Annotated in this window: 22 protein-coding genes; 13 read left to right on the top strand and 9 right to left on the bottom strand. The window is 63.1% G+C overall.

Annotation, left to right across the window (positions count from 1 at the left end; all coding sequences use genetic code 11):
- Positions 1-195 precede the first annotated feature (195 nt).
- Positions 196-735: a PadR family transcriptional regulator gene (locus BLQ92_RS09010; protein WP_090683548.1), complete on the bottom strand. Its 540-nt coding sequence runs from the start codon at positions 733-735 to the stop codon at positions 196-198.
- 156 nt (positions 736-891) lie between these two features.
- Here BLQ92_RS09010 and BLQ92_RS09005 point away from each other — a divergent pair, with 156 nt between their 5' ends.
- Positions 892-2,913 carry an oxidoreductase gene (locus BLQ92_RS09005; RefSeq protein ID WP_090683546.1) on the top strand — a complete coding sequence of 674 codons (2,022 nt, stop codon included), beginning with the start codon at positions 892-894 and terminating at the stop codon, positions 2,911-2,913.
- A 60-nt stretch (positions 2,914-2,973) separates the two neighbouring features.
- Positions 2,974-3,435, top strand: coding sequence for a nuclear transport factor 2 family protein (locus tag BLQ92_RS09000; protein ID WP_090683545.1), 462 nt, complete (start codon positions 2,974-2,976; stop codon positions 3,433-3,435).
- A 123-nt stretch (positions 3,436-3,558) separates the two neighbouring features.
- On the opposite strand, the gene BLQ92_RS08995 is transcribed toward BLQ92_RS09000, so the two are convergent.
- Positions 3,559-4,761 carry an EAL and HDOD domain-containing protein gene (locus tag BLQ92_RS08995; protein ID WP_175772244.1) on the bottom strand — a complete coding sequence of 401 codons (1,203 nt, stop codon included), beginning with the start codon at positions 4,759-4,761 and terminating at the stop codon, positions 3,559-3,561.
- A 634-nt stretch (positions 4,762-5,395) separates the two neighbouring features.
- On the opposite strand from BLQ92_RS08995, the gene BLQ92_RS08990 reads away from it, so the two are divergent.
- Both BLQ92_RS08990 and BLQ92_RS08985 read left to right on the top strand, forming a co-directional pair.
- Complete coding sequence (locus BLQ92_RS08990; RefSeq protein ID WP_090683542.1) at positions 5,396-6,490, top strand: triacylglycerol lipase; 1,095 nt, start codon at positions 5,396-5,398, stop codon at positions 6,488-6,490.
- Between the two features lie 3 nt (positions 6,491-6,493).
- Positions 6,494-7,528 carry a lipase secretion chaperone gene (locus BLQ92_RS08985; protein ID WP_090683540.1) on the top strand — a complete coding sequence of 345 codons (1,035 nt, stop codon included), beginning with the start codon at positions 6,494-6,496 and terminating at the stop codon, positions 7,526-7,528.
- Between the two features lie 66 nt (positions 7,529-7,594).
- On the opposite strand, the gene BLQ92_RS08980 is transcribed toward BLQ92_RS08985, so the two are convergent.
- Complete coding sequence (locus BLQ92_RS08980) at positions 7,595-7,936, bottom strand: c-type cytochrome (RefSeq protein WP_090683539.1); 342 nt, start codon at positions 7,934-7,936, stop codon at positions 7,595-7,597.
- A 119-nt stretch (positions 7,937-8,055) separates the two neighbouring features.
- Entirely contained in the window at positions 8,056-8,571 is a 516-nt protein-coding gene (locus BLQ92_RS08975) for a P-loop nucleotide/nucleoside kinase family protein (RefSeq protein WP_090683537.1), read from the bottom strand.
- A gap of 157 nt (positions 8,572-8,728) precedes the next feature.
- On the opposite strand from BLQ92_RS08975, the gene BLQ92_RS08970 reads away from it, so the two are divergent.
- The 4 genes from BLQ92_RS08970 (at position 8,729) to BLQ92_RS08955 (ending at position 11,723) form a co-directional block, all read left to right on the top strand.
- Positions 8,729-9,418 (top strand): CBS domain-containing protein, encoded by a 690-nt coding sequence (locus BLQ92_RS08970; RefSeq protein WP_090683534.1) that lies wholly within the window; start codon positions 8,729-8,731, stop codon positions 9,416-9,418.
- Complete coding sequence (locus BLQ92_RS08965) at positions 9,415-9,855, top strand: putative periplasmic lipoprotein (protein WP_090683533.1); 441 nt, start codon at positions 9,415-9,417, stop codon at positions 9,853-9,855. The genes BLQ92_RS08970 and BLQ92_RS08965 overlap by 4 nt, the downstream gene beginning before the upstream one ends.
- 652 nt (positions 9,856-10,507) lie before the next feature.
- Entirely contained in the window at positions 10,508-10,735 is a 228-nt protein-coding gene (locus BLQ92_RS08960; protein WP_143016547.1) for a DUF3562 domain-containing protein, read from the top strand.
- A 1-nt stretch (position 10,736) separates the two neighbouring features.
- On the top strand, positions 10,737-11,723 hold the full coding sequence (locus BLQ92_RS08955; protein ID WP_090683530.1) for a zinc-dependent alcohol dehydrogenase family protein: 987 nt from the start codon (positions 10,737-10,739) through the stop codon (positions 11,721-11,723).
- A 13-nt stretch (positions 11,724-11,736) separates the two neighbouring features.
- Here the strand turns inward: BLQ92_RS08955 and BLQ92_RS08950 are convergent, their stop codons facing one another.
- The 3 genes from BLQ92_RS08950 to BLQ92_RS39285 form a co-directional block, all read right to left on the bottom strand.
- Positions 11,737-12,276: a universal stress protein gene (locus BLQ92_RS08950; RefSeq protein WP_090683528.1), complete on the bottom strand. Its 540-nt coding sequence runs from the start codon at positions 12,274-12,276 to the stop codon at positions 11,737-11,739.
- 214 nt (positions 12,277-12,490) lie between these two features.
- The gene (locus tag BLQ92_RS08945; RefSeq protein WP_244896630.1) at positions 12,491-13,510 is read right to left on the bottom strand and encodes an alpha/beta hydrolase family protein; all 1,020 of its coding nucleotides are present in this window, start codon (positions 13,508-13,510) and stop codon (positions 12,491-12,493) included.
- Positions 13,511-13,690, bottom strand: coding sequence for a hypothetical protein (locus BLQ92_RS39285; protein ID WP_143016546.1), 180 nt, complete (start codon positions 13,688-13,690; stop codon positions 13,511-13,513). It lies immediately after the preceding gene.
- Between the two features lie 173 nt (positions 13,691-13,863).
- On the opposite strand from BLQ92_RS39285, the gene BLQ92_RS08940 reads away from it, so the two are divergent.
- The 4 genes from BLQ92_RS08940 (at position 13,864) to BLQ92_RS08925 (ending at position 18,573) form a co-directional block, all read left to right on the top strand.
- On the top strand, positions 13,864-14,658 hold the full coding sequence (locus BLQ92_RS08940; protein ID WP_090683526.1) for an acetoacetate decarboxylase: 795 nt from the start codon (positions 13,864-13,866) through the stop codon (positions 14,656-14,658).
- Positions 14,659-14,690: 32 nt separating this feature from the next.
- Entirely contained in the window at positions 14,691-15,473 is a 783-nt protein-coding gene (locus tag BLQ92_RS08935) for a 3-hydroxybutyrate dehydrogenase (protein WP_090683525.1), read from the top strand.
- Between the two features lie 10 nt (positions 15,474-15,483).
- The gene (locus tag BLQ92_RS08930) at positions 15,484-16,737 is read left to right on the top strand and encodes a DUF3734 domain-containing protein (protein WP_090683523.1); all 1,254 of its coding nucleotides are present in this window, start codon (positions 15,484-15,486) and stop codon (positions 16,735-16,737) included.
- A gap of 162 nt (positions 16,738-16,899) precedes the next feature.
- On the top strand, positions 16,900-18,573 hold the full coding sequence (locus BLQ92_RS08925; RefSeq protein ID WP_090683521.1) for an FAD-dependent oxidoreductase: 1,674 nt from the start codon (positions 16,900-16,902) through the stop codon (positions 18,571-18,573).
- Between the two features lie 18 nt (positions 18,574-18,591).
- Here the strand turns inward: BLQ92_RS08925 and BLQ92_RS08920 are convergent, their stop codons facing one another.
- The gene (locus tag BLQ92_RS08920; RefSeq protein ID WP_090683520.1) at positions 18,592-19,515 is read right to left on the bottom strand and encodes a LysR family transcriptional regulator; all 924 of its coding nucleotides are present in this window, start codon (positions 19,513-19,515) and stop codon (positions 18,592-18,594) included.
- 115 nt (positions 19,516-19,630) lie between these two features.
- Here BLQ92_RS08920 and BLQ92_RS08915 point away from each other — a divergent pair, with 115 nt between their 5' ends.
- Positions 19,631-23,164: an ABC transporter ATP-binding protein gene (locus tag BLQ92_RS08915; protein WP_090683518.1), complete on the top strand. Its 3,534-nt coding sequence runs from the start codon at positions 19,631-19,633 to the stop codon at positions 23,162-23,164.
- 25 nt (positions 23,165-23,189) lie between these two features.
- Here BLQ92_RS08915 and BLQ92_RS08910 read toward each other — a convergent pair whose 3' ends face one another.
- Positions 23,190-24,647 carry a purine-cytosine permease family protein gene (locus BLQ92_RS08910; protein ID WP_090683516.1) on the bottom strand — a complete coding sequence of 486 codons (1,458 nt, stop codon included), beginning with the start codon at positions 24,645-24,647 and terminating at the stop codon, positions 23,190-23,192.
- Positions 24,648-24,849: the final 202 nt, after the last annotated feature.

Raw genomic sequence — 24,849 nt, 5'->3', positions numbered from 1 at the left:
CGTTGGTTGACGTTAAACGCTTACGGCCGCTGAGCTAAGCAGCGTGTAGAGATTAGTTGCTCATGTAGGCGCTGTCAAGCGCGGGCGAAAAAATTTCGCGAGAGCCGTGCATGCAACCGCCAAGTCCAGGACGCACGTTTGCATCGAAACCTCAGCGCAAACGCGAGCCGCACAACCGCGCTTGCCGTCACACCATCATTTCCGCTTCGATGGACCCAATATGTCGAGCGCCTCGCGGGAGAACTCGACCCAGAACTGCTCCTGCGCGATGCCGGCCTTAAGCACCAGATGCTGAAGGCGCGCGGTTCGCGATGCGGGATCCTCCGGGAAATCGCGTGCCTCGATTTCGCGGTACAGGTCGAGTTTCTCCTGATGCAGCGCGAGGCGCCGCTCGATTTCCGCCTCCAGGCCAGCAGGACCGAGTACCGCCTCCGCGCGCAACCGCACCATCAACTCGTCGCGTAGCGGCGTCGGGTTCTCGCTTTCGGCAATCCAGCGCCGCAGTTCCTTTTTGCCGGCCGGCAGGATCCGGTAGGCACGCTTGCGGCCACGCCCCGACTCGGCAGGCAGCGACTCAATCCAGCCCGCTTCCTCCAGACGGCCTAGCTCGCGATAGATCTGCTGATGGGTGGCGTGCCAGAAATAGCCGATCGAGCGGTCGAAGCGGCTCGCCAGTTCAGAACCGGAGCCGGGGCGTTCGGCAAGCGAGGTGAGCAGTGCATGAGGCAGGGACATGTCGAAATCGAATCAGCGGAGGCCACAGGAATACGCGCATCTTGCCATATTGGGGACACAGGATCCTCCACCGGGAAATTTAATGCAACCAGTTGCATTAACGACGACTGCGAGCTAGTATCCGTGCAACTGGTTGCATAAACGGAGACAACTTCGATGAATCCCTATCCGCATCTGACGACGCCGCTTGACCTCGGCTTTACGACACTCAGAAATCGTGTCTTGATGGGCTCGATGCACGTTGGCCTGGAAGAGGCACCGAACGGTTTCGAGCGGATGGCCGCGTTCTATGCGGAGCGGGCACGGGGTGAAGTCGGCCTGATCGTCACGGGCGGCATCGCGCCAAACGAGCGGGGCAGGCCCGCGGCCGGCGGCGCAATGCTGACCACAGAAGCGGAGGCGGAGCGCCATCGCGTCGTGACACGCGCGGTGCATGCCGAAGGTGGCAAGATCGCCATGCAGATCCTGCATTTCGGCCGTTACGCATATCACCCCGCGCTGGTGGCGCCGAGTGCGCTCAAGGCGCCGATCAATCCGTTCACGCCGCATGCGCTAAGCAGCGAGGAGGTCGAGCAGACGATTGCCGATTTCGTGCGCTGTGCCGCGCTCGCGCAGCATGCGGGCTATGACGGCGTCGAGATCATGGGCTCGGAAGGCTACCTGATCAACGAATTCATCGCGCGGCGCAGCAATCATCGCGAGGATGAGTGGGGCGGCGCGTACCAGAACCGCATCCGTTTTGCGGTTGAGATCGTGCAGCGGGTGCGCGAGCGTGTCGGCAAGAACTTCATCGTGATCTACCGGCTGTCGATGCTCGATCTCGTCGAAGGCGGCTCGACGCTCGACGAGGTGATCCAGCTCGCTCAGGCGATCGAGGCGGCCGGCGCGACGATTCTCAACACCGGCATCGGCTGGCACGAGGCGCGCATTCCGACCATCGCCACCAAGGTGCCGCGCGCCGCGTATGCGTGGGTCACGCAGCGGCTGATGGGCAAGGTCGGCATTCCGCTGATCGCGACCAACCGGATCAACACGCCTGAAGTCGCCGAGCAGTTGCTCGCCGATGGCGTGTGCGACATGGTATCGATGGCGCGGCCGTTCCTCGCGGACCCCGCCTTCGTGCGCAAGGCGCGCGAGGGGCGCGCGGATGAAATCAACACCTGCATTGGCTGCAATCAGGCGTGTCTCGATCACACGTTTGGCGGCAAGATCACCTCGTGTCTTGTCAATCCGCGCGCCTGCCACGAAACCGAGCTCGTGATCGAGCCGGCTCCGCAGCGCAAGCGGATCGCGGTCGTGGGCGCGGGTCCTGCGGGCCTCAGCTTCTCGATCACGGCCGCCGAACGCGGGCATGACGTCACGCTGTTCGAGGCCGGCGCGCAGATCGGCGGCCAGTTCAACATCGCCAGGAAAGTCCCCGGCAAGGAAGAGTTCAACGAGACGCTGCGCTACTTCCGCCGGCAGCTCGAACTGCAGCGCGTCGACGTGCGGCTCAATACGCGCATCGACGTCGCGCGCCTGGTCGACGGGCAGTTCGACGAGATCGTGCTGGCGACCGGCGTGACGCCGCGCGTGCCCGAGATCGACGGCGTGGACCGCGCAAATGTGCTCGGCTACCTCGATGTGCTGCGCGACGGCAAGCCGGTCGGCGCGAACGTGGCGGTGATCGGCGCCGGCGGGATCGGCTTCGACGTGGCCGAATACCTGACCCACGAAGGCGCGAGCGCGAGCGTCGAGCCGGCGAAGTTCTACGCCGAATGGGGTATCGACACCGCCTATGAAGCGCGCGGCGGCATCCGCATGCCGCACGTCGAGACGCCGGCGCGCCGTGTCCATCTGCTGCAGCGCAAGGCCACCAAGGTCGGCGAGCAGCTCGGCAAGACCACCGGCTGGATTCACCGCACCTCGTTAAAGGCGCGCCGCGTGGCGATGTCGTCGAACGTCACCTACGAGCGCATCGACGCCGCCGGCCTGCATGTGAGCATCGATGGCGAGCGGCAGACCTTGGCGGCCGACCATATCGTGATCTGCGCGGGACAGGAACCGCTGCGCGAACTGTACGAAGGTTTGCGTGCAGCGGGCTGCGCGGTGCACCTGATCGGCGGAGCGGACGTCGCCGCGGAACTCGACGCGAAGCGGGCGATCCTGCAGGGTGCGACGCTTGCGGCGACGCTCTGAAGTCGCGGTTACGCTGAACATCATTGCCCGGCCGTTGAATCCAGATTCCACGAGGAGAGCATGTTGACTACTACCCAGAGCCACTCGTCCCCACCTGCCGGCTTGCATCCTGCAGTCGCGCCGTCGCTTGCGAAGTGGCATGCGATGATCGAGCGCCGCGATCTCGGCGGTCTTGGCGCGATTACGCACCCGGAGGTCGTATTCCGTTCGCCCATGGCGTTCACGCCGTATCATTCGGCGCCTGCGCTGGAACTGGCGCTGAAAACCGTCCTGCAGGTATTCGAGGACTTCACCTACCATCGCCAGCTCGCCTCGGATGACGGCCTGAGTGTCGTGCTCGAGTTCAGTGCGCGGGTTGGCGACAAGAACCTCAAAGGGATCGACTTCATCCGCTTCGACGAGACCGGCAGGATCGTCGATTTCGAAGTGATGGTGCGGCCGCTGAGCGGCCTGCAGGCGCTCGGCGCGGAGATGGGCGCGCGCATCGGGCAACCGCTCACGGCCTACAAGGGGCATGTTTAGGCCAGCATGAGCTGGCCGCGCTCATCCCACCAGCACTTGTGGCGTCAGCTTGAGTATCACGACGCCGCCGATGAGCCGGGCTTATGTCCGCCGCCAGGCGCACACCCGACCTGCTTGTTCAGCTCACAGGACCAGACCCGGCAGCTTTACGGCGAACTCCGTGCCGAGCGCACCCGCTTGCTGGTATGCGGCGTCAAACTGCCCTTGTTCCAGATGCTCGGCAATCGCGAGCAGGGTACCCAGCACGCCTTCGTGTCCGAGGATGGCCTGCTGGATGACGGCGTCGATCGGCATGTCGGCGAAAAACACTTCGGCCGTGACGCCGCAAGGAACATACGCGAGCGACAGCAGCCCGGCGAGCCACGCCGCTTCGTGGAAGCCGTCATCCTCCGGCGCGAGTTCCGTGGCCGCCCGCTCCATGAAGTTCGCCCTTTGCTCTACGAGCTGCGCCAGCGGACTGCGGCCGAATTGCAGGTCCGCCGGATTGCCATACAGCAACAGGCAGCACCACAACATCAAGGTTTTGCTGCCGACCGCCGCCACCGCTTGTCCGATCGACGTGATGGGGGCGTGGCGCCAGCGCCGCTGGCTTGCATTGTTGGCAAGCCGCAGCAGTTGAATGACGAGGGCGGGCGCATGTTTGAGCGCCTCCTCCAGCGGCCCGCTGCCTGCGTCTTCCCGCAGCAGTTCGAGCACCCGGAAGACCGCCGCGAACCGGGAGGGTGTTCTGCTGGCAGTCAGCAGCTGTGGCCGTGCAAAGTAGAAGCCCTGAAACAGGTCGCATCCGGCGAGCATTGCTGCGGCATGATCGGTCCGGTCTTCGACCTTTTGCGCGAGCACCCGTTTTCCGTGACGCCGGCAGTCCTCGACGACATGGCTGCGTTCGTCGGTTGCGATGTACGGCCAGTCGAGCTTGACGATATCGACGTGCGGCAGAAAACGCTCAGTCTGCGAGCTAATGGAACGCACATGGTCGAGTGCGATGCGAAAGCCCGCATGGCGCAATTCGTCGCAGCGCTCGCCCAGTTCGGCGGTGAGCGCGGTTCCTTCAAGAATTTCAAGCACAAAACGCGCTGCGGGCAGAACATCGACACTGCCGAAATGGAGGAAATCGCCCGTGCAGTTCAGGAAACCATCGCCATGACCGAGCACGTGTTCAATACCAAACACGCCTACGGTGCGCTCGACCACAGCAGCGGTGGCCGCGTAATCGTCCTGAACCTGGGCTGCATCCTTGCCGGTCTCCCGGAACAACAGTTCCTGCGCGACGGTGACGCCGTTCCGATCGAGTATCGGCTGACGGGCAACGAATACTTCAGCTTTCATAGGGCGGGTTTCATAGCGACGCTTTTGCCAACCGGCAATCTCAGGCAAGGAAAGGTTAGGGTGCAGATAGCCGCGCTGCCCCCGTTGCTCCGGGTTACCCCGCATTGTTCTTTAGCTACCGGTCCGACGTGGATGTGACAGCGATTCTATGCGAAAAGGCGCTGTGCCTGCTTTGGCGCTTCGCGGCTCGAGGGCCTGGTAAACCGGCACGGGCTTGACCCATTTGCCGAGGCGGATTTTCTCGAATGCGGAATGCATAGATTTCTATCTGTTTACAGGCCAAATCTGTCCGGGAAGGGCGGCGGCTATTCTAGCTTGTCGGGCGCTTGAGCCACGCGGGTGGCTCACCGGCGAGCCGACCACACCGGGAAATTCTGTCAATCTATAATGTTAGTTATCTTTATCAATTGGCGATCTTTAACGTATACGGGATTTGTCATATCACGACGTCGCAACGGCAAGCGCACATGCGGAGCGCATCCTCGATGTTTAAACATTGACATTCACACCGCATCGCAACATCCCCGTTAACGCTAGAAATCCCCGCCGCGCAAACGTTTTGGAGTCCTCGCTCTATTGCCCCGGTACCGTTTTCCAGTGCTAAATACGCCAACTTTGCACCGGAGACTGTCATATGTCGAAATCAAAAGCTTCTCGTGTCATCGCATGGGCTGTAGCTGCGGTGCTAAGCAACGCACCGCTTGCTGCGCTGATGACCCTCGCTCCTTCCGCGGTCGCGCCTGCCGTCGCCGCCAGCTCGCCGGCCAGTACCGACGACTATGCGGCCACTCGCTATCCCATCATCCTCGTGCACGGCATTACCGGCACCTCCAAGTACCTCGGCGTACTCGACTACTTTTACGGCATCCAGGCGGATCTCGAACAGCATGGCGCGAACGTCTATGTCGCGGACCTGTCGGGCTTTCAGAGCGACGCCGGGCCGAATGGCCGCGGCGAACAGTTGCTCGCCTACGTGAAGCAGGTGCTGGCCGCGACCGGCGCAACCAAAGTCAATCTGATCGGCCATAGCCAGGGCGGTTTGACCTCGCGCTATGTCGCCGCTGTCGCGCCGGATCTCGTGGCTTCGGTGACGACGATCGGCACACCGCATTTCGGCTCCCAGTTTGCCGACTTCGTTCAAGAGGCCTTGCAAAAAGACCCGACCGGCTTGTCGACGCCGATCCTCGCAGCGTTCGCCAATCTATTCGGCGTGGTGACCAGTGACTCCCACAACACCAACCAGAATGCCCTCGCAGCGCTCGGCGTGCTGACCACCGCGGGCGCCGCGTCCTTCAACTCGAGTTATCCGAGTGCCGGCCTCGGCGCGCCCGGTTCCTGCCAGACCGGTGCGCCCACCGAAACCGTCAACGGCAATACGCATCTGCTGTACTCGTGGGCCGGCAGCGCCATCCAGCCGACCTCGATACTCGGCATTCAGGGCGCTGTGGATACGAGTGTCTCCGGCCCGCTTGACCCCGCGGAAGTCCTCGACCCGGCAACGCCGCTGCTATACGGCAGCGGTGTGGTCATGGTGAACCGCCAGGCTGGACCGAACGACGGCGTGGTGGCGGTCTGCAGCGCACTCTATGGCCAGGTGCTCAGCACGACGTACAAATGGAACCACCTCGACGAAATCAACCAGTTGCTCGGCATACTCGGCCAGAATGCCGCCGACCCGGTGGCGGTCATCCGCACTCACGCAAACCGGTTGAAGACCCAGGGCGTTTGAGCGATGTCACGCAGGCAAGGGCGCGCCGTCGGCGCGCGCCGCACATGGCTCGCTGTTGCGGTGGTGGGCGCGGTGTCGATCGGGGCCACGCTCTGGTTCAATACCGCGCCGCTGCGCGCCAGTCGTGCCGCAGCGCAGCATGCGGATGGTTCGCCGGCGGCACCGCAAGCCACTAACGCCCCATTCGCCGGTGGCCCTGCCGCCAATGCGCTGCCCGCCTCGCTGAATGGATCGTCGCCGCCGCGCCTGCCGCTCGTGGCCGGCGGACGCCTCGCACACACGCGGGCGGTACGCGATTTCTTCGATTACTTCCTGAGCGCGCAGAGCGAGATGTCGGCAACCGCATTGGATGCGCTGGTGCGCCGGCAGATCGCCGCGCAGCTCGAGGGCACGGCTGCCAACGATGAAGCCGTGGCCGTATGGCAACGCTACACCGCGTACCTCACCGCGCGGGATCAGTTGCCGCAGCCGGCCAGCATGCCTGGCAGCAAGCTGGATCTCGATGCGGTACAACTGGCGCTCGACCAGCGCGATGCGTTGAGCACCCGCATGATGGGCGAATGGAGCAAGCCGTTTTTCGGCGACGAACAGCAGCGTCAACGAAACGATCTGGCGCGCTTGCGCATCAACTCGGACCCAACCCTCACCGAAGCAGAAAAGGCCGCACGCCTCGCGACTCTGGATGCAACATTGCCGCCGCAAGAACGCGCGGCTCGCGAGCGGGCCCGGCAACAGCAGGCGTCGGTAGATGAGATTGCCCAGTTACAGAAGCAGGGGGCGTCGCTTGACGAGATGCGCGCACAGATCGCGCAGAAACTGGGACCCGCAGCGGCGGAACGGGTCGTCCAGATGCAGAAAGACGACGACGCCTGGCGTGCCCGTTATGCGGACTATGCGTCGCAGCGTGCGCAGATCGACAAGCGTGGCTTGTCCCAACCGGATCACGATGCGCAGGTTGCGCAGTTGCGTCGGCAGTTTTTCACCAATCCTGCCGAGGCGATGCGGGCGGCGTCGCTCGATGGGGGAGCGGGGGGCTGATCGCAGCACACCACCGGCGATCGAGCAGCGCGCCCGATAAACGACCCAGGCACTACAACCCAGGCACTACTGGATCAAGACCCACTGAACGAGCGCATGGGCATCCTGCGGAGAAATCGGCCCTCCGCGATCTGCCGGCAGCGGCATCGCCATATCACCCCAGTGAGCCTTGCCGCCGAGCCGCAGCTTTTCTTCGAGCATCGCGCTGGCGTTCGGCACGTTGCGGTAGCGATCGGCGATCTGCTGGAACGAAGGGGCGAGAAAGGGCGCATCGTTGGTATGGCAGAACATGCAATGATGCTGGTCCACGAGCCCGTCCGGTTCAGCTTGCCCGAACGCGGCAGCGCTCGCCGTGGCCAGCAGGCAGGCAACGCTGACGTTGCGAAATGTGCTTCCTGGTGCATTCACGGCGGGGACTCCATTGAACGGACATAGGGCGAGTGTATGGACTGCGCCGGTGCTGGTGTTGACGCATGTCACTCCGGCATGCGATGTCTATGAACCGCCCTGACCGGTGGTTGATCAGGTCAAGCCTGCCTCAACCTCGGCGCGCTGTCCGGGATTTCGCCGTGGCGCGCGCCGCGCTGCAGGCGCAGGATCAAACGGTGCCAGTATCGCGGGTTCTCGTACGAACCGGGCGGAACGTCGGTGTCGAAGCCGACCGTGAGCGCAGCCTCTTCCGGCGTCAGCGGCTCCTCGTTGGCCAGTTGCCTCACCAGTACTGCGGGACCGGCGTCGGAAGCGCGCCAGGGGTCCCCTGAACGCTTCCATACACGTTGCGCGAGGCGTCGCGGACTCGCGTAAAAATCGAGCAGAAATACCGGCGTGCCCAGCTCGGTAGCCAGTTCGATAAAACGCGCACGATGCCGTTGCTTGAGGAAGGTGGCGTCGACCAGGATCGGCAGACCCAGTTCGAGCACGCCACGCGTAATCCGGCGGCCTAATGTCTGAAGGTTGCATCGTCGGGAGCCGGGGTCAGGAATAGGGCGCTCGCGCCAACAACAGCCCGGCGCTTCTTGGGGGGCGCCATTGACGTGCGTCAACTGGGCGGCCGCTGCATTGCGTAGTCTGAAGCGTGAGGGTCACGGCGCGTCCGGAATCCGAATTCGGGTCGCGGCATGCGACGCATGCCATACACCCGTTATCAGCGCTCACACCGCCAGTACGGGCGGCTCACGACATCCACCCTGGGAGATAGTCATGCGCGTTTTCGATGTAATGACCACGACCGTCGTATCGGTCAAACCTGAAATGACCGTACGGGAGGCCGCCAAAGTGCTCGTGGACCACGGCATCAGCGGTGCGCCCGTGCTCGATGCGGACGGCCACCTCGTCGGCATACTGAGCGAAGGCGATCTGATTCACCGCACGGAACTCGAGACCGCTGAGCGCCGGCGCTCGTGGTGGCTGGACCACCTTTCTGCGAGCCGCGACGCCGTGGATTACGTCAAGTCGCACGCCCTCACGGTAGCGGATGCGATGACGCAGGAGGTGATTTCCGTCAACGAAACTACACCGCTGAGCGAAGTGGCCAACCTGATGGAAACGAAACGCATCAAGCGCCTGCCAGTGCTGCGCGACGGCCGGGTGGTGGGCATCGTTAGCCGTGCCAATCTCGTGCAGGCGTTAGCGAGCGTTCCGGAAGAGCCCGCACCGGAGGTCTCGCCAAGCGACCGCGAGATCAGAGCCATGTTGATGGGTGAACTGAGCGGCCACCCATGGGCGTTCGCCGGCCGCAATATCGTCGTGCGCGACGGCGTGGTGCATCTGTGGGGCGTGATCTGGTCGACCGATGCGGTGCAGGCCATGCGCGTGGCAGCGCAAGGCATTCCTGGCGTCAAAGGCTTCGAAGACCATACTGAATCTTACCCGGTGATGCCTGGCATATGAAAACCTGGCTGCGACTGGCGATCGCGGCTGCAGTTCTGGCTGGATGCAGCACCGAATCGCAACTGTCAGCGTTTCGCGATACCGAAACGCAACTTCAGGAGGCGCGCGAACATGCCTGGGTGACTTGCATTTCGCGCAGCGCCTGCGATCAGGTATGGAACCGCACGCGGCTCTACGTCCAACTGTACTCCCGCACGCCGATCAGCCGGCTCGACGAGTCCGTGATCGAAACCAGGACGCCGCTCGAATCGGGCATAGCGTATTTCTGGGCGGATCGGCGCACCGACGAAAACGGCACCACCACCATCCGTTTGAAGGGCATGTGCCGCGGCATGTATGCGAGCGACGGCGAACCGGCGTGGACTTATGCGGGCTGCGCGGCGCAGATCCGGCGTGCCGAGATAAATTTTCGTGAAGTGGTCGGCGAGCCGGAATAACGGGCTTTGCCGCCAGCATCCGTATATACCCGCGGATCGGCGCCTCAGCGCACCGCGACTTGATCTGCATCACTGTCGAGCCGGTCATAACGGTTCAACTTTGACGCTAACGGCGCACAGACGCTGACACGCGCGCCGCAGATACAGGCAACGCACCTGCACCGAAACGCACCGCGCGCCTTCTCGATGTCTGCAGCGCTAATGCTCAACGAAACCTATGGACGCTTGGTGCTTCCGGTAGGCGACGCACGGTCTTTCAAGCATGAGGTCGTGCTTTCCCGATGACTCGGCAGATAAAAAGGGGCGCCCGCACAACGGGCGCCAAAAGTGCGCGAGGGCTCTTACCGCGCATTTCGAATCAACCGGATCTGCCAGGCGCGATCCATGATCTGAAGTCTATCCGCCGTGCAAGGAAAGCGGGTGATGCAGATCAAGCATGGTTTCAGGCGGCACCCGAGTCGAATCGTTTGTGTGAAACGTTCAAGTATCGATCCAACCGGCAAGCAACGTGATGTGCGTCAAGCGGTGGACCGGGGCGAGCGTACACCCTATAGCGTATCGGTACGCAGGAACGGCTCGCACGTTGCGTTGAATTGACGTCCCTAAGGTGTACCTCCATCCGCTGTATCTGTTCACCCTGGGGAGTTCTGTCATGCCTCGCGATACACTATTGGTGCCGCTGCTTGAGATCGCACAAGGGACGGCGCTTAGCGAAGACGATCTGGTTCGCATGGTACGTGATGAAGTCAGCCGGCTGTCGGCCGGCGCGCGGATCCAGGAGTACATTCAGGTACTCGCGATCAAGCGGGTACGCGACAAGGTGGGGCAGCGCGCTTCCCATGACCGTGCCTGTGGCAAGCATCGCGCAAGGGAGATGTGACATGCGTGCAATGGTATTCGACGGCGCCGACGGACAACTGCGCGACCTGCAGGTTGCGGACCCTGTCCCCGCAGCGGGCCAGTTGTTGATCGACGTCCATACCTGCGGCGTCTGCCGCACCGACCTGCATCTGGTTGACCACGAGCTGCCCCATCCCAAGCGACCCGTGATCCCCGGCCATGAGATCGTCGGCACCGTTGCCGCGGTGGGGCCGGGTGTAAGCGGCTTTAGTGTTGGGCAACGGGTCGGTGTCCCATGGGTGGGCCACACGTGCGGCCAATGCCGTTACTGTCGCTCCGGTCGCGAGAATCTGTGCGATGAACCCGGTTTCACGGGGTACACGATTGACGGCGGCTATGCGGAGCGCACGGTCGCCGACAGCCGCTATTGCTTCCATCTGCCGGAACAATATTCGGACCTGGAGGCAGCGCCGCTGCTGTGCGCGGGACTGATCGGCTATCGCACGCTGGCCATGGCAGGCGATGCGCAGCGGATCGGCATCTACGGCTTCGGCGCGGCAGCGCATATCGTCGCCCAGATCGCGCGTCATCAAGGACGCTCGGTCTATGCATTCACGCGTGACGGCGATATGGCGGCGCAACGGCTCGCGCTGCGGCTCGGCGCGACGTGGGCCGGCAGCAGCAACGAAGCGGCGCCGGACGAGCTCGACGCCGCGCTGCTGTTCGCTCCAGTCGGTGCACTCGTGCCGCTTGCGTTGCAGGCCGTGGTCAAAGGCGGTGTGGTGGTGTGCGGTGGGATTCACATGAGCGATATCCCATCCTTTCCCTATGACTTTTTATGGGGCGAGCGGCGCGTGGTGTCGGTGGCCAATCTCACGCGGGAAGACGGGCTTGCGTTCATGCGCCTCGCTGCCGAGGTTGCGCTCGACATCGAAACGACCCGTTATCCGCTCGGCGAGGCAAACCAGGCGCTCGCCGATCTGCGCGAGGGAAAACTGACGGGGGCCGCGGTGCTGGCAATCCGCTAACGAGGATCGCCAGTCACGCGGTCGGCAGGCGTTCTGCAGCGCAGGTTGAGCTCTTGTCGCTTTCGACTGCACCAACCGTATCTGTGGCCACCTCGGGAACGCCGTGGGCCGAGATCATCAGGACCGGACACTCGGCAATCCTCAAAAAGCGTTCGGCGACGCTGCCGAGCACGAGCCGCCGGATTCCGCGCCGGCCGTGCGTGCCCATCACGACCAGATCGGCCTTCAGGTCGGTGGCGGCATGGAGGATGCAATGGGCGACATCGAAATCGCCGCCAACCGGATTGGTCTCGATGATCCGTGGCGCCCCGTGGACGCTGTCGTGCTTCATCCGGGCAAGCGCGTCGTCAGCCAGATGCTTGCTTTCCTTAAGAAACGCGTCGCGTACGACGCCTGGATCGTAGCCAGGGGCGTCGTAGACCATCAACGGCACATCGACGACATAAAGTGGCTGCAACTCTGCGCCGGACTCGCGGGCGAGTTGCACGGCGGTTTCGAACGCTCGCGCGGATGTGTCACTGCCGTCGATGGCGGCAAGAATGTGCCGATACATGTTGGACCTCGCCGATGGATGCTGTATGTGTTCATCATGGACAACGAATGGACCGCGACTGCTGATCTGGATCAAGCCGTTCCGGTACCTGGGATTTGATTCGCGGTTCTGGGCCAACGTGGTGATTTCAGCGGTCCACGACGCATCCGGCGCTGTGCGTGGTTTCGCCAAGGCGACCCGGGAGAGGCGCCAGTGCCGGCCACCGGCTCACCATTCAGGGCTGACCGGTTTGGGCCAAATGGCTGCGGAAAAAAGCGAGAACGTCGGCGTCAAAATACCGATGAAACGCCACACGATCGAAGCCGTTCGCATCCGTGCAAATCTCTGGCTCGCCAAAGTTGGTCACTGTCCTGGTAAATTCGGCGTCACATGGGGCCATGAACGCGAAATGGCCGGAATTGGGCACCACCCGATAATCCGGCTTCGTCGGCAGATTTCGACTGACGGTCGCGGCATCTTCCGGCGACACGCCGTCCCCGCCGAATGCTGAGGCCCAGAGTTGAACCGGGACCGTCACATCTTTCAATCCGTTCGCTGTAAATTCGGCGCCGAGTCCCGGATCCGCAATCACGGCAGCCTTGATCCGTCGATCATGTGTCAGGGATTGAGCAAAAGTGGAGTCATTGCGGATTTGCTCGCACCAGTGATTGCCTGGATAGGTCGGGCAGTGGGCCAGCAACAACTGGAAATCAGGACTACCGCCGATTAGAGCCAGGCCTGTAAAGCCGCCCCTTGAAAACCCGAAAAAACCAATCTGCTGTGGGTCGATCCGCGATGAGTCCGGCCAGCCCGAAAGCATGTAGTCGATCAACCGCTTGATGTCAGTTGGCCGTTCGGTCATGGAGGCGATGTCGCCCGGACGCCGTATCTTCGAGCGGCCACTATCCAGTGGGTGATCAATCGCGGCGACGACAAAGCCGGCGTTGGCAAGCGTCTCGGCAACGTCGTGATGGCCGCCGAACCAGCCGCCGGCTCCGTGCGAAATCACTACTAGTGGCAACTTGTTACCCATAACGGGGCAGTCTTTTGTCCCCGGCGCGCTGATCGGCCCAATCTTTAAATCGGACGGCGCCTCGGCGCAGGGATACCAAACCGCACCTTTCAAGGCCGGGCCTTCGGCGTCCGCAGGTATGTCTATCAGCTTCAGGCCGGCCGCGCTTGCGTCGACAGCATCACCGTCAGCATCGCTAGAATCGACTTCATGCTTGCGCCCTCCGATCTGAGATCGCGTCAATTATAGCGGCGTAAATCCGGCGTCTTCCTCTGCGTCTCGCCACTCTTCAAGGTTGGCCGAAACTCGAAATCGATTGTCCTCGCCGTCTTTACCCAGGAAATAACCTATGAGGGTCCGCAAGCAAGGGGCGCGCGCATTACGAAACGATTTCACCGAACCCGCAACGATTTTGCTTGCCATGCCGTTGGCGCCTCATATTTGAACGCCCACCGAGTTGCACGACGCAGCCGAAGTTCCAGCGCCGGTGTTGCATTTTCAACAACGGTGTTTTGAGAAACGGCGGTACGCATCGCGTGACGATTGCCTCTACCATTGCACCGGCGCGGTATGCGCTGCCAGCCATAAGGAGTCTCATGAACCTTGCTTCGATCCGCAAAGACGCTTTTGCGATGCCTGTTCACAATCCAGCCTATCCTCGCCCGCCGTACCGCTTCATCAATCGGGAGTACTTCATCATTTCGTATGAGACCGATTTCGACGCGCTGCGCGCCATTGTGCCGGAGCCATTGCATCCGGAAAACGATCTCGTGCACTACGAATTTATTCGCATGCCGGACTCGTCGGGCTTCGGCGATTACACCGAAAGCGGTCAGGTCATCTCGGTGCGCGACCAGCAAGGGCGCCTCGGCAACTACACGCATTCGATGTACCTCGATGACGAAGGCCCGATCGCCGGCGGCCGGGAGATCTGGGGCTTTCCGAAGAAGCTCGCCAAGCCGACCTTGAGCGTCGACGGCAACGACATGCTGCTCGGCACGCTCGACTACGGTACGCAACGTGTCGCCACCGGCACGATGGGCTTCAAGCATGTCCCGCTTGACCTGGAAACCGAACGCAAAAAGCTTGCGGACACACCGAATTACCTGTTGAAGGTGATACCGCATGTCGATGGTTCGCCGCGCATCTGCGAACTGGTGCGCTTCTATCTGCGCGACGTGAGCGTGCTGGGCGCGTGGTCGGGTCCGGCCGCGCTCGAACTGCATGCGCACGCTCTCGCGCCCGTTGCCGATCTACCGGTGAAGCGGGTGGTTGGCGCGCGGCATGTGATCGCCAATCTCACCCTGGATATCGGCGAGGTTGCGCTGGACTATCTGGCGTCAACCGAGATGGCCTCAACCGGGAGCGTGAAGCTCGCGGTCAATCAATAGCGGTTCGTGAACCTGAAGGCAAGGAAAGCAACATGTCGTTGAATCATAAAGTCGCACTTGTGACCGGTGCAGCAAGCGGTATCGGCGAGCAGTGCGCTCGCAAACTCGCGAGCCTCGGCGCCGCGGTGGTCATCGCCGATCTGAATCTCGAGAACGCGCAGAAGGTCGCCAGCAGTATCGTCGCGGCGGACGGCAAGGCACTCGCAGTCGCCATGGATGTCACCAGCGAAGAAGCCGTCAATAGCGGCATTGAACGTGCTGTGCAGGAGTTGGGCAGTCTTGATGTGCTCGTCTCGAACGCGGGCATCCAGATCGTCGCTCCCATCGAGGAGTATGCGTTCGCCGACTGGAAGAAGATGCTGGCGATCCATCTGGATGGCGCCTTCCTCACCACCAAGGCGGCGATCAAGCACATGTACGCGGGCGGCAAGGGCGGCTCGATCGTCTACATGGGTTCGGTGCATTCGCACGAGGCATCGAAACTGAAGTCTGCCTATGTGACGGCCAAGCACGGTTTGCTGGGACTGGCCCGGGTGGTGGCGAAAGAGGGCGGGCCGCGCGGCGTGCGGGCGAACGTGGTGTGCCCAGGCTTTGTGCGCACACCGCTCGTCGACAAGCAGATTCCCGAGCAGGCCAAGGCCCTCGGCATTTCCGAAGCCGAAGTCGTCAAGAACGTGATGCTCAAGGAAACCGTGGACGGTGAATTCACCACGGTCGAAGACGTCGCCAATACGGTCGCGTTTCTTGCGGGCTTCGAATCGTCGGCGCTGACGGGGCAGTCCGTGATTGTCAGCCACGGCTGGTCAATGCAATAAGGGAGTGCGTATGCGCAGCAGCACAAAAAAAACCAACCGGCAGCAAGATGCTTTCGTGCTGCCGCGCTACGACGAAATTGCCCTGGTGCTTCAGGGCGGCGGCGCGCTCGGGTCTTACCAGGCAGGCGTCTACGAAGGCCTGGCCGAGGCCGGAGTGCAACCGAACTGGATTGCCGGTGTTTCGATCGGCGCACTCAATACCGCGATCATCGCCGGTAATGCGCCGGACAAACGCGTGGAAGCGTTACGCGGCTTCTGGAATTCGATCTGCCATCCGCGCGACTGGCTCGGCGCGGTGGGAGCATGGACGCTGCCGGGCTTCGGGCTGCACGACCTGTCGCGCAAGTGGGCGAGCATGTGGGCCGCCGGGCGCGCGCTCACCGAGGGCCAGCCGGGCTTTTTCTCGCCGCGCGTGCCATCGCCGCTGCCAGGTTTTGGCAAGCAAAGCCCCAACATGGTCAGTCATTACGACACGGCCGCGCTGCGGGAAACGCTGCTGAAGTTCGCCGATTTCGACCGTATCAATGACGGCGACATTCGCGTTTCGGTGGGCGCCGTGAACGTGCGAACCGGCAACCTGGTGTATTTCGACAACACGAAAATGCGTCTTGAGCCGGAGCATTTCATGGCGTCAGGGGCGTTGCCGCCGGGTTTCCCGGCGGTTGAAATCGACGGCGAGTACTACTGGGACGGCGGTCTGGTTTCCAACACACCGCTGACCGAAGTGCTGCGCGATGCGGACCACAAGGATGCGCTGGTTTTTCAGGTCGATCTGTGGAGCGCGAGAGGCAATGCGCCCGGGGATTTCCTCGATGTGTCCGAGCGTGCCAAAGATATTCAGTACTCGAGCCGTACGCGGGCGATTACCAGCATGCTCGCGGATCGTCAGAAGCATGCACGCTTCATCAAGGAGTTGCTGGCGCACGTTCCGCCCGATCTGCGCAAGACCGATCCGCTCTTCCGCCTCGCGGAAGAGGCGGCCGACGGCAGCGCGATCAATGTGGTGCACCTGATCTACAAGAACAAGCCGTATGAGGGGCACTACAAGGACTACGAGTTCAGCATCGACACGATGCAGGAGCATTGGGAAAGCGGTCTCGAAGACATCCGCGATTCGTTCGCGCATCGGGAGTGGTTCGATGTGCCGAGCCGCGAACAGGGTTTCGTGACGCATGACGTGCATCGCCGGCTGGGTTCCGTGCCGCAGTCCGACCGGGAGATGCCTGAATTGCCGCTTGGCGTGGAACGAAAAGTCGCCGCCTGAACGGTGACATAAGCGGACAGATAAGCGGACACGCGAAGGGACACGCGAAGGGACACGCGAGCAGGCACGGCTCGCTCGCGTGTCGCAAGCGGAGATATCATACGGATAGTGGGTGCAGCCGCTCCACGACAAGGATCGCTTCTTGACTTGACGGAATCCGCTATGAGCAAAGACTCTTCAGGCAAGCCCAACGAGCTGGCATCAGGCGGCAGCCGCTATCACCAGATATATCCCACGCTGGACGAGAGGCAACTGGCGATCCTGGAGCGCTACGGCGAGCGACGCAGGCTCAAAGCCAACGACATCCTCTATTCCGAAGGCGACCGGCACATCGCGATGTTCGCCATTCTCTCCGGAACGATCGAGTCGACCAGAGGCTCCGTTGATGGGCCCAGATTCCTCGGCACACATGGCCCCGGCAGTTTCACCGGCGAGGTTGGCACGCTCGCCGGCCGGGCCGCAGCGGCAACGACGCGCGCCATTTCCGATTGCGAGGTCATCGTCATAGACGAGGAGTCACTGCGCGCGCTTGTGATTGCCGAAGCGGAGTTAAGCGAAACCATCATGCGCGCCTACATCCTGCGCCGGGTCGCTTTCATCCAGGGACAGCATACCGGCGTGATGGTGATTGGCAGTACCTCCTCAGCCCCAACGCTGCGCCTGCGTCACTTCCTGAGCCGCAACGGCCAGCCTTCGGCCTACTTCGATATTGTCGAGCACGCGGAAACAAAAGAGCTCCTGACACGTTATGACGTAACGGAGGCCGATATTCCGGTGTTGGTCACGTTTCAAGGCACCGTGCTCAGACAACCGAGCAACCGGGCCGCCGCCGATGCGATCGGCCTGAGCCCGGACCGGCTGAACGGCGAGCGCTTCGATCTCGTGGTGGTCGGCGCCGGACCCGCGGGGCTTGCGGCCGCGGTGTATGCCGCCTCGGAGGGACTCAAAGTGGCGGTGCTGGACGCCAAGGCGCCAGGAGGGCAAGCGGGCACCAGTTCGAAGATCGAGAATTACTTTGGATTTCCGACCGGCATATCGGGGCAGGCGCTAGCCGGCCGAGGCCTGTCGCAATGTCGCAAGTTCGGTGCCGAGGTCGGCGTGCCCATCGAGGCACTGAAGATCGATTGCACGGAGAACCAATCGTTTCACCTCGGACTGGATCATGATGAGGGCGTCTACGCCGACGCGGTCGTCATTGCTACCGGCGCGCGTTATCGGAAACCCGACCTGCCGCGGCTTGGGCATTTCGAAGGGCGCGGCGTCTACTACAGTGCAACCTTCATGGAGGGTGCGTTCTGCAACAACGAAGAGGTGATCGTGGTTGGCGGTGGGAATTCGGCCGGACAGGCTGCCGTATTCCTTGCAAGGTTCGCCCGTCATGTCCACGTCGCGATTCGCGGCGACGGACTGAGTGCCAGCATGTCCGCGTATCTGATCAGGCGGATCAACGCGGCGGCCAACATCACGCTTCACACGAGGACAAAGATCGTCGAGTTATGCGGCGAATCGAGACTTGAGTCGATCACGTGGAACCGGCAGGGGCAGATCGAGCACAAGCCCATCCGGCACGTGTTCCTGTTTCTTGGGGCCGAGCCGAGTACCAAGTGGCTTGGCGATTGTGTCGCGCTCGACAAGGATGGGTTCGTGCTGACCGGCGCCGATACGGGCGACCAGTGGACAGCGGAGCGGCCGCCGCACGATCTCGAGACGAGCCGGCCCGGCATCTTTTCCGCCGGTGACGTGCGCAGCGGCTCGGTCAAGAGAGTAGCGGCTGCCGTGGGGGAAGGGGCGGCCGCCATTCAGGCCGTACACCAATATCTTGCGACGCTCGGGTGACGGACGTCGAGGGTTGCTTCAAGCGTTCGCGGATATCAGATAAGCATCGATAGGGCGCATTGCAGGTACTGCGGCCTCCGCGCGGAGGAACTCAATCAACGGGTCAAGCATCCGGTGCTGGCGCCCTGGGCCTCGACGCAGGACGAAGCGCCAGGACGCCGGGCGCGACAGGTCAGGAAATAGCCGCACCAGGCGAGCGCTCGCCAGTTCCGGGTCAATCAGCGGCGAGCGGCCTAACGCGAGCCCAGCGCCCCCAATGGCCGCACCAATCACCTGACTGAAGCTGCTATAGCGGACGATCTTGGTTTCGAAATCGTTGGGAAGGCCGAAATGCGCCGACCACGTGTGCCAATCGATTTCAGGGGAGTTGTCGTGCGTCTCCTGCAACAGGCGGCAACGACACACCGCTGTGGAGGCGAACGGATGCAGCTCGGGGCTGCAGACCGGAAACACCTCCTCCTGCAGCAGGATCACGTCATCGGGGCGCAGCTTGTGTTCCGGTACGTGCACCACAGCGAGGTCGATATCATAGCGGGCAAAATCTGGTTCGCCATCCTGAATGATCGCATTCAGCCGGGTCTCGGGATGGCGGCCTGAAAACTCGGCAAGACGGCGCGCCAGCCACATGGCGGAGAACGGCACATTGGCCGACACAGTGAGTTGTCTGGCGACGCCCTTGATCTGTGAACACGCATCCTCCAGCAGCGACAGCGCACTGCTCGCGGCCGGCAGCAAGGTGGTCCCCGCGGCTGTCAAACGAATCCCGCCGATACCGGTGCTGCGCTCGATGAGGCGGGCGCCCAGCAATTCCTCCAGGTTACGGATCTGATGGCTGACGGCGCTGGTCGACACGTTCAGTTCGGCCGCCGCCCGGGCAAAGCCGCCGAGCCGCACCGCCGCCTCGAAGGCGCGCAACGCTGGGAGAGGAGGGATGTTGGACATAGGGAGGTATTGTAGGATATTCAACACCCCTTGAAAAACCATCTTTTGCCTGCCCCTCCGGCACAAGGTAAGGTCGCATAAACCCGATGTGGCACTGAATCGACCGGAGACAGGCATGTATTTCGATAGCAGGTTGTGGCTGATGATGGCAGGGCTGCGCCTGCGCGTGGCCGGCGCGGTGGGCCTTGGCTTGCTCGCCATGGGCTTTGGCGTTCTGCGCTTCGTCTTCCTCGGCCGGGTCCTCGCGCTTGCCTTCGGCGGCGCGCCGCTGCGGCAGGTGGCGCTGGCGGCGGCCGGCACGGTCGCCTGCATGTTGCTGCGGGCCTGGCTCGACCATCGCCGGATCGTCCTCGCGCAAGGGACGGCCGGGCGCGTTCAGTCGGTGCTGCGCGCGCGCCTGTTCGACCGTATCGCCGAACTTGGACCGGCGTGGTTCGGCGCCGAGCGCACCGGCGGCGTGATGCTCGCCGTCATCGATGGCGTGGAGCAGTTGCAGACCTTCTTCGGCGCCTACGTGCCGCAGCTCATTATTGCCGCCTGCGCACCCGTGGTGATCTTCGCCGTGCTGGCCTGGTGGGATGTGCCGACCGCGGCCGTGCTGCTGGTCGCCGCACTCGCGACGCTCGCGCTGCCGATGCTGGTCCACAACGCCGACAAGCGCGCGGCCATCGCCCGTGCGAGAGCGTTCAAGGCGTTTGGGGAAGAGTTCCTCGATGCGGTACAGGGTCTCCCTACGCTCAAGGCGTTCGGTCAGAGCGGCGCTTTCGCGCAAAAGCTCGCAGAGCGTGCACGAGCCCTGTCCGGCAGCACATTCTGGGTACTGGCGCTGGGTCTGCTCACCCGCTTCTTCACCGATCTCGGCACGGGCCTCGGCGCGGCCGCCGCCATCGCGCTCGGCGCGTGGCGCGTGAGCCATGGCGAAATGAGCCTGGAAGCGCTGCTGATCATCCTGATGGCCGGAACGGAAATCTTCCGGCCGCTGCGCGACCTGCGCTCGGTACTGCACCAGGGCATGATCGGGCAATCGGCGGCGAGCGCCATCCATACGCTGCTGGAGGCCCGCAGCGACGCGCCGGCTGGGGGTGGAGCACAGGTGCCGGATCTCGCCGCGAGCATCGCCTTCGACAACGTTGGCTTTGCCTATCCGGGCCGTCGTGCCGACGCCCATGCGGGACTTAGCTTCGAGATCGGCGCCGGCGAGACCGTCGGAATCGTCGGCCCGAGCGGAGCCGGCAAGTCCACCATCCTGCGTCTCTTGCTGCGCCAGCACGATGCGCAGGCCGGCGTGATCAAGATCGGCGGCCACGACATCCGCACCCTCGACCCGGACCAGGTGCGCGGCATGATCGCAATCGTCTCTCAGGACAGCACGCTGTTCGACGGCACGATCGCCGACAACCTGCGGCTCGGCCGGCACGACGCCAGCGACGCGGAGATGGTCGCCGCCGCTACCGCGGCCAATATCCACGATTTCATCAAGGCCTTGCCGGACGGCTATGCGACACGCATCGGCGAACGAGGTGCGACGCTCTCCGGCGGGCAACGCCAGCGCATCGCGATTGCCCGCGCGCTGCTACGCGACGCGCCCATCCTGTTGCTGGACGAAGCGCTGTCGGCGGTCGACGCGCAAAACGAGGCGATCATCCAGCAGGCATTGGACCGGCTAATGAAAGGTCGCACGACACTGATCCTCGCGCACCGTCTGTCGAGCGTCATCGGCGCCGACCGGATCCTGGTGCTGGATCACGGACGGGTCGTGGAGAGCGGTACGCACGCCGAACTGATTATGCGCTCCGGGGCGTATCGCCGCCTGATGGGACCGCAGGTCGCGGCAAGCGGCGAACGCCCGGTCGCGATGGAACCTTTGAGCGCGGCGCCGGCGTCGTCGGGGCCGCAGGTTCGGCCGCTCGCCGAGGACGCGGCGGGAATCGGCTGGGGCGAGACCTTGCATACCTTGTTGCGCTTCATCTGGCCATGGCGGGTGAAGCTGGCGCTGACGGTGCTGTGCGGCATTGGCCGGGTGCTGGGTTTCATTGGCGTGGGCATCCTGGGCGCGCTCGTGGTTGCCGGGGTCGCCTCGGGACGGCCGGTCTTCGCGCTGGCGGTCGGCCTGTTGCTCGCGGCCCCGGTCGCGGCGACGCTGCACTGGCTGGAATCGTGGCTCGCGCATGACATGGCGTACCGGCTGCTCGCGGAAATGCGCATTGAGTTGTTCGCCAAGCTCGAGCGCCTCGCTCCCGCTTATCTGCTGCGCAGGCGCTCCGGCGACCTGGTGGCGCTGGCAACCCAGGACGTGGAGACGGTCGAATATTTCTACGCCCACACTGTGGCGCCGGCCTTCGTTGCGGTGCTGATCCCCGCCGGTGTGCTGGCGCTGCTGGCATGGGCGGCCTGGCCGCTCGCCCTGGTCCTGCTGCCGTTCCTCGCCTGGGCAGGCCTGACCCCGGTGTTCGCGCGCAGCAAGATCGACCGTCTGGGCAGTCAGGCCCGCGCCGCGCTGGGGCAACTTGGCGCGCATCTCACGGAAACGATCCAGGGCCTCGCCGAACTCGCCGCCTTCCAGGCGACCGGCCGGCGCCGCGAGGTATTTCTCGCCGACATCGCCACCTATCAAAAGCAGCGCTCGGCCTTGCTGGATGATCTTGCGCGCCAGAGCGCCGCGCTTGAGGTCGCGACCGGGCTGGGCGGCCTCGCCGTCGCCTTGCTTGGCGCCGTGTTGTCCGCGCGCGGCTGGTTTGCGCATGAATGGCTGCCCTTGCTGGTGCTGGTGTCCGTAGCGGCCTTCATGCCCGTGGCCGAGATTGGCCAGGTGGCCCGCCAACTGGCGGATACGATCGCCTCCACGCGCCGGCTGCATGTCGTCGAAGCGGAACCCGAACCGGTGACCGATGGAGACCTTCCGGTACCCGCGAACCCGCAAGTGCGGCTCGACTCGGTGAGCTTCGCTTACCCCGGACGCAGCACACCGGCACTGGAGCGGGTGAGCTTTGCGGTGCGTCCCGGCAGCACCGTCGCGCTGGTCGGTGCCTCCGGCGCAGGCAAGTCGACGGTGGCCAATCTGCTGTTGCGCTTCTGGGATCCGCAGCAAGGCGCCATCACGCTAGGCGGTATCGACTTGCGCCGGCTGCGACTGGACGACCTGCGCAGCCATATCGCGCTAGTGGCGCAGGACACGTACCTGTTCAACGACACGCTTGAGGCGAATATCCGTCTCGCCGGGCGCGACGTCTCCGACGCGGATGTGCGCCGCGCGCTGGAGCGGGCCGCGCTAAGCGAGTTTGTCGAACGCCTGCCGGACGGGCTCGCCACCCGGGTGGGCGAGCGTGGCGTGCAGTTGTCGGGCGGCCAGCGTCAGCGGGTCGCGATTGCCCGCGCGTTTCTGAAGGACGCGCCAATCCTGGTTCTCGATGAGGCGACCTCGCATCTGGATACGATCAGCGAGCAGCAGATCCGCACCGCCCTTGACGAGTTGATGGCGACGCGCACCTCGATCATCATCGCGCATCGCCTGTCCACCATCCAGAATGCGGACACGATTCTTGTCATGGATGCCGGGCGGATAGTCGAGGCCGGCAGTCATGACGAACTGCTGGCTGCAGGCGGCGCCTATGCGCGGCTGGTGGTGCATCAGTCCGGCGTGGTGGCGTAGCGCCTCGCCGATTGCTTGGGCAGCGTCAGCTACGTGCCTGCCCTTGCTCGACAGGAAGAATCAGACGCTCAGGGATGCTGCGTGACGAAGCGCGAGCACATACGTAGTAGAGCACCGCTGGTGCGACCAGACCGAGAATCCATGAGATGTCCGTTCCGCCGAGCGCATCGACGAGCGGCCCTGTGTAGAAACTGGTGGAGATGAACGGCAGTTGCACCAGCACACCCGCCACATAGATGGCGATCGCCATGCCATTCCAGCGGCCGTAACGACCGTCCGGATTCGACAGGGCAGGGACGTCATAGCGCGATTTGGTAAAGCAGTAGTAGTCCACCAGGTTGATCGCACTCCACGGCGTGAAAAACGCAAGCAGGAACAGGATAAACGCGGAGAATTCCTTCAGGAACGAGTGGCGGCCAGCGAGCGCCAGCAAGGTCGACAGGCCCACCATGCCGAGGATATAAAACAGACGGTGACGGGTCGAGATGGTGCGTTGACCGCGAAAGCCACTGACGATCGTCGCCATCGACATGAAGCTGCCGTAGGCGTTGAGCGTCGTCACCGTCACCTTGCCAAAGGCGATGCTGAAGTACAGCAGCGCGGCGACTGCACCGCTCGCGCCGAGCCCGACGATGTACGACACCTCGTGATGCGAGAACTGGCTTCCGGCCAGCGCCGCGGCGAATACGCCGAAGGTCATGGCAGCCTGGGCGCCAATCACCGAGCCGAGTCCCACGGCGAAAAACGTCCGCACCGACGAGGTCGAGCGCGGTAGATAACGCGAATAATCCGCAACGTACGGTCCAAACGCGATCTGCCACGACGCCGACAGCGACATCGCGAGCAGGAAGCTCGGGAGCGTAAAGTGCCGGTTGGCAAGCAGCGCAGCGATGTCGTGATGCGTGAAGAGTTGCGCAAACATGAAAACAAAGGCTGCCACACCCACCACGCTCGCAATGCGTCCAACAAAGTGAATCGAGCGGTAGCCGAAGATCGTCAGGAATACGATCACCACGGCGAAAATCACGATACCCAGCGAATCGTCCACGTTGAACAACTGGGCGACCGCCTGGCCCGCCAGCACCGAACCGCTCGCCGAAAACCCGACATACATCAGGCACACGAGGACGATGGGGATCATCGCACCATAGACGCCGAACTGCACACGGCTCGAGATCATTTGCGGGAGGCCGAGTTGAGGCCCCTGTGCGCCATGCAGCGCCATCACCGCGCCGCCAACCACCTGCCCGATCAGCAAGGCGACGAGCGACCAGAACACGTCCCCGCCGAGGACCACGGCGAGCGCACCGGTCACGATGGCGGTGACCTGCAGGTTGGCCGATAGCCAGAGTGTGAACTGGCTCAACAGGCTGCCATGCCGTTCCGTATCGGGGATGTAGTCGATTGAGCGGGATTCGATCAACGCGCCGCTAGCGGGGTTTTCGCTGGGAATTGCCACGGAACATTCTCCAGAACGCTTCATTCGGATGCTGCCGGTCACGATTCACTGCGCCTGGCAGCCGGGGTTATCGGTAACCGGTCATGTCGAAATTGATTCAATTTGGCTAAGAATTTACTTGTATAGACAATTTTGCACAAATAGGTGGTTACCCGGTTGTGCGGTCATTGGATGGGCGATATGTATAGACATCTCGCTCGTTCGAGTGGGGGCCATGGGCAAGAGG

It is taken from the genome of Paraburkholderia phenazinium (genome assembly GCF_900100735.1).
Taxonomy (GTDB): Bacteria; Pseudomonadota; Gammaproteobacteria; order Burkholderiales; family Burkholderiaceae; genus Paraburkholderia; species Paraburkholderia phenazinia.
Note: the sequence above shows the minus strand (reverse complement) of the source record. Positions and strands in the feature narration are given on the sequence as shown.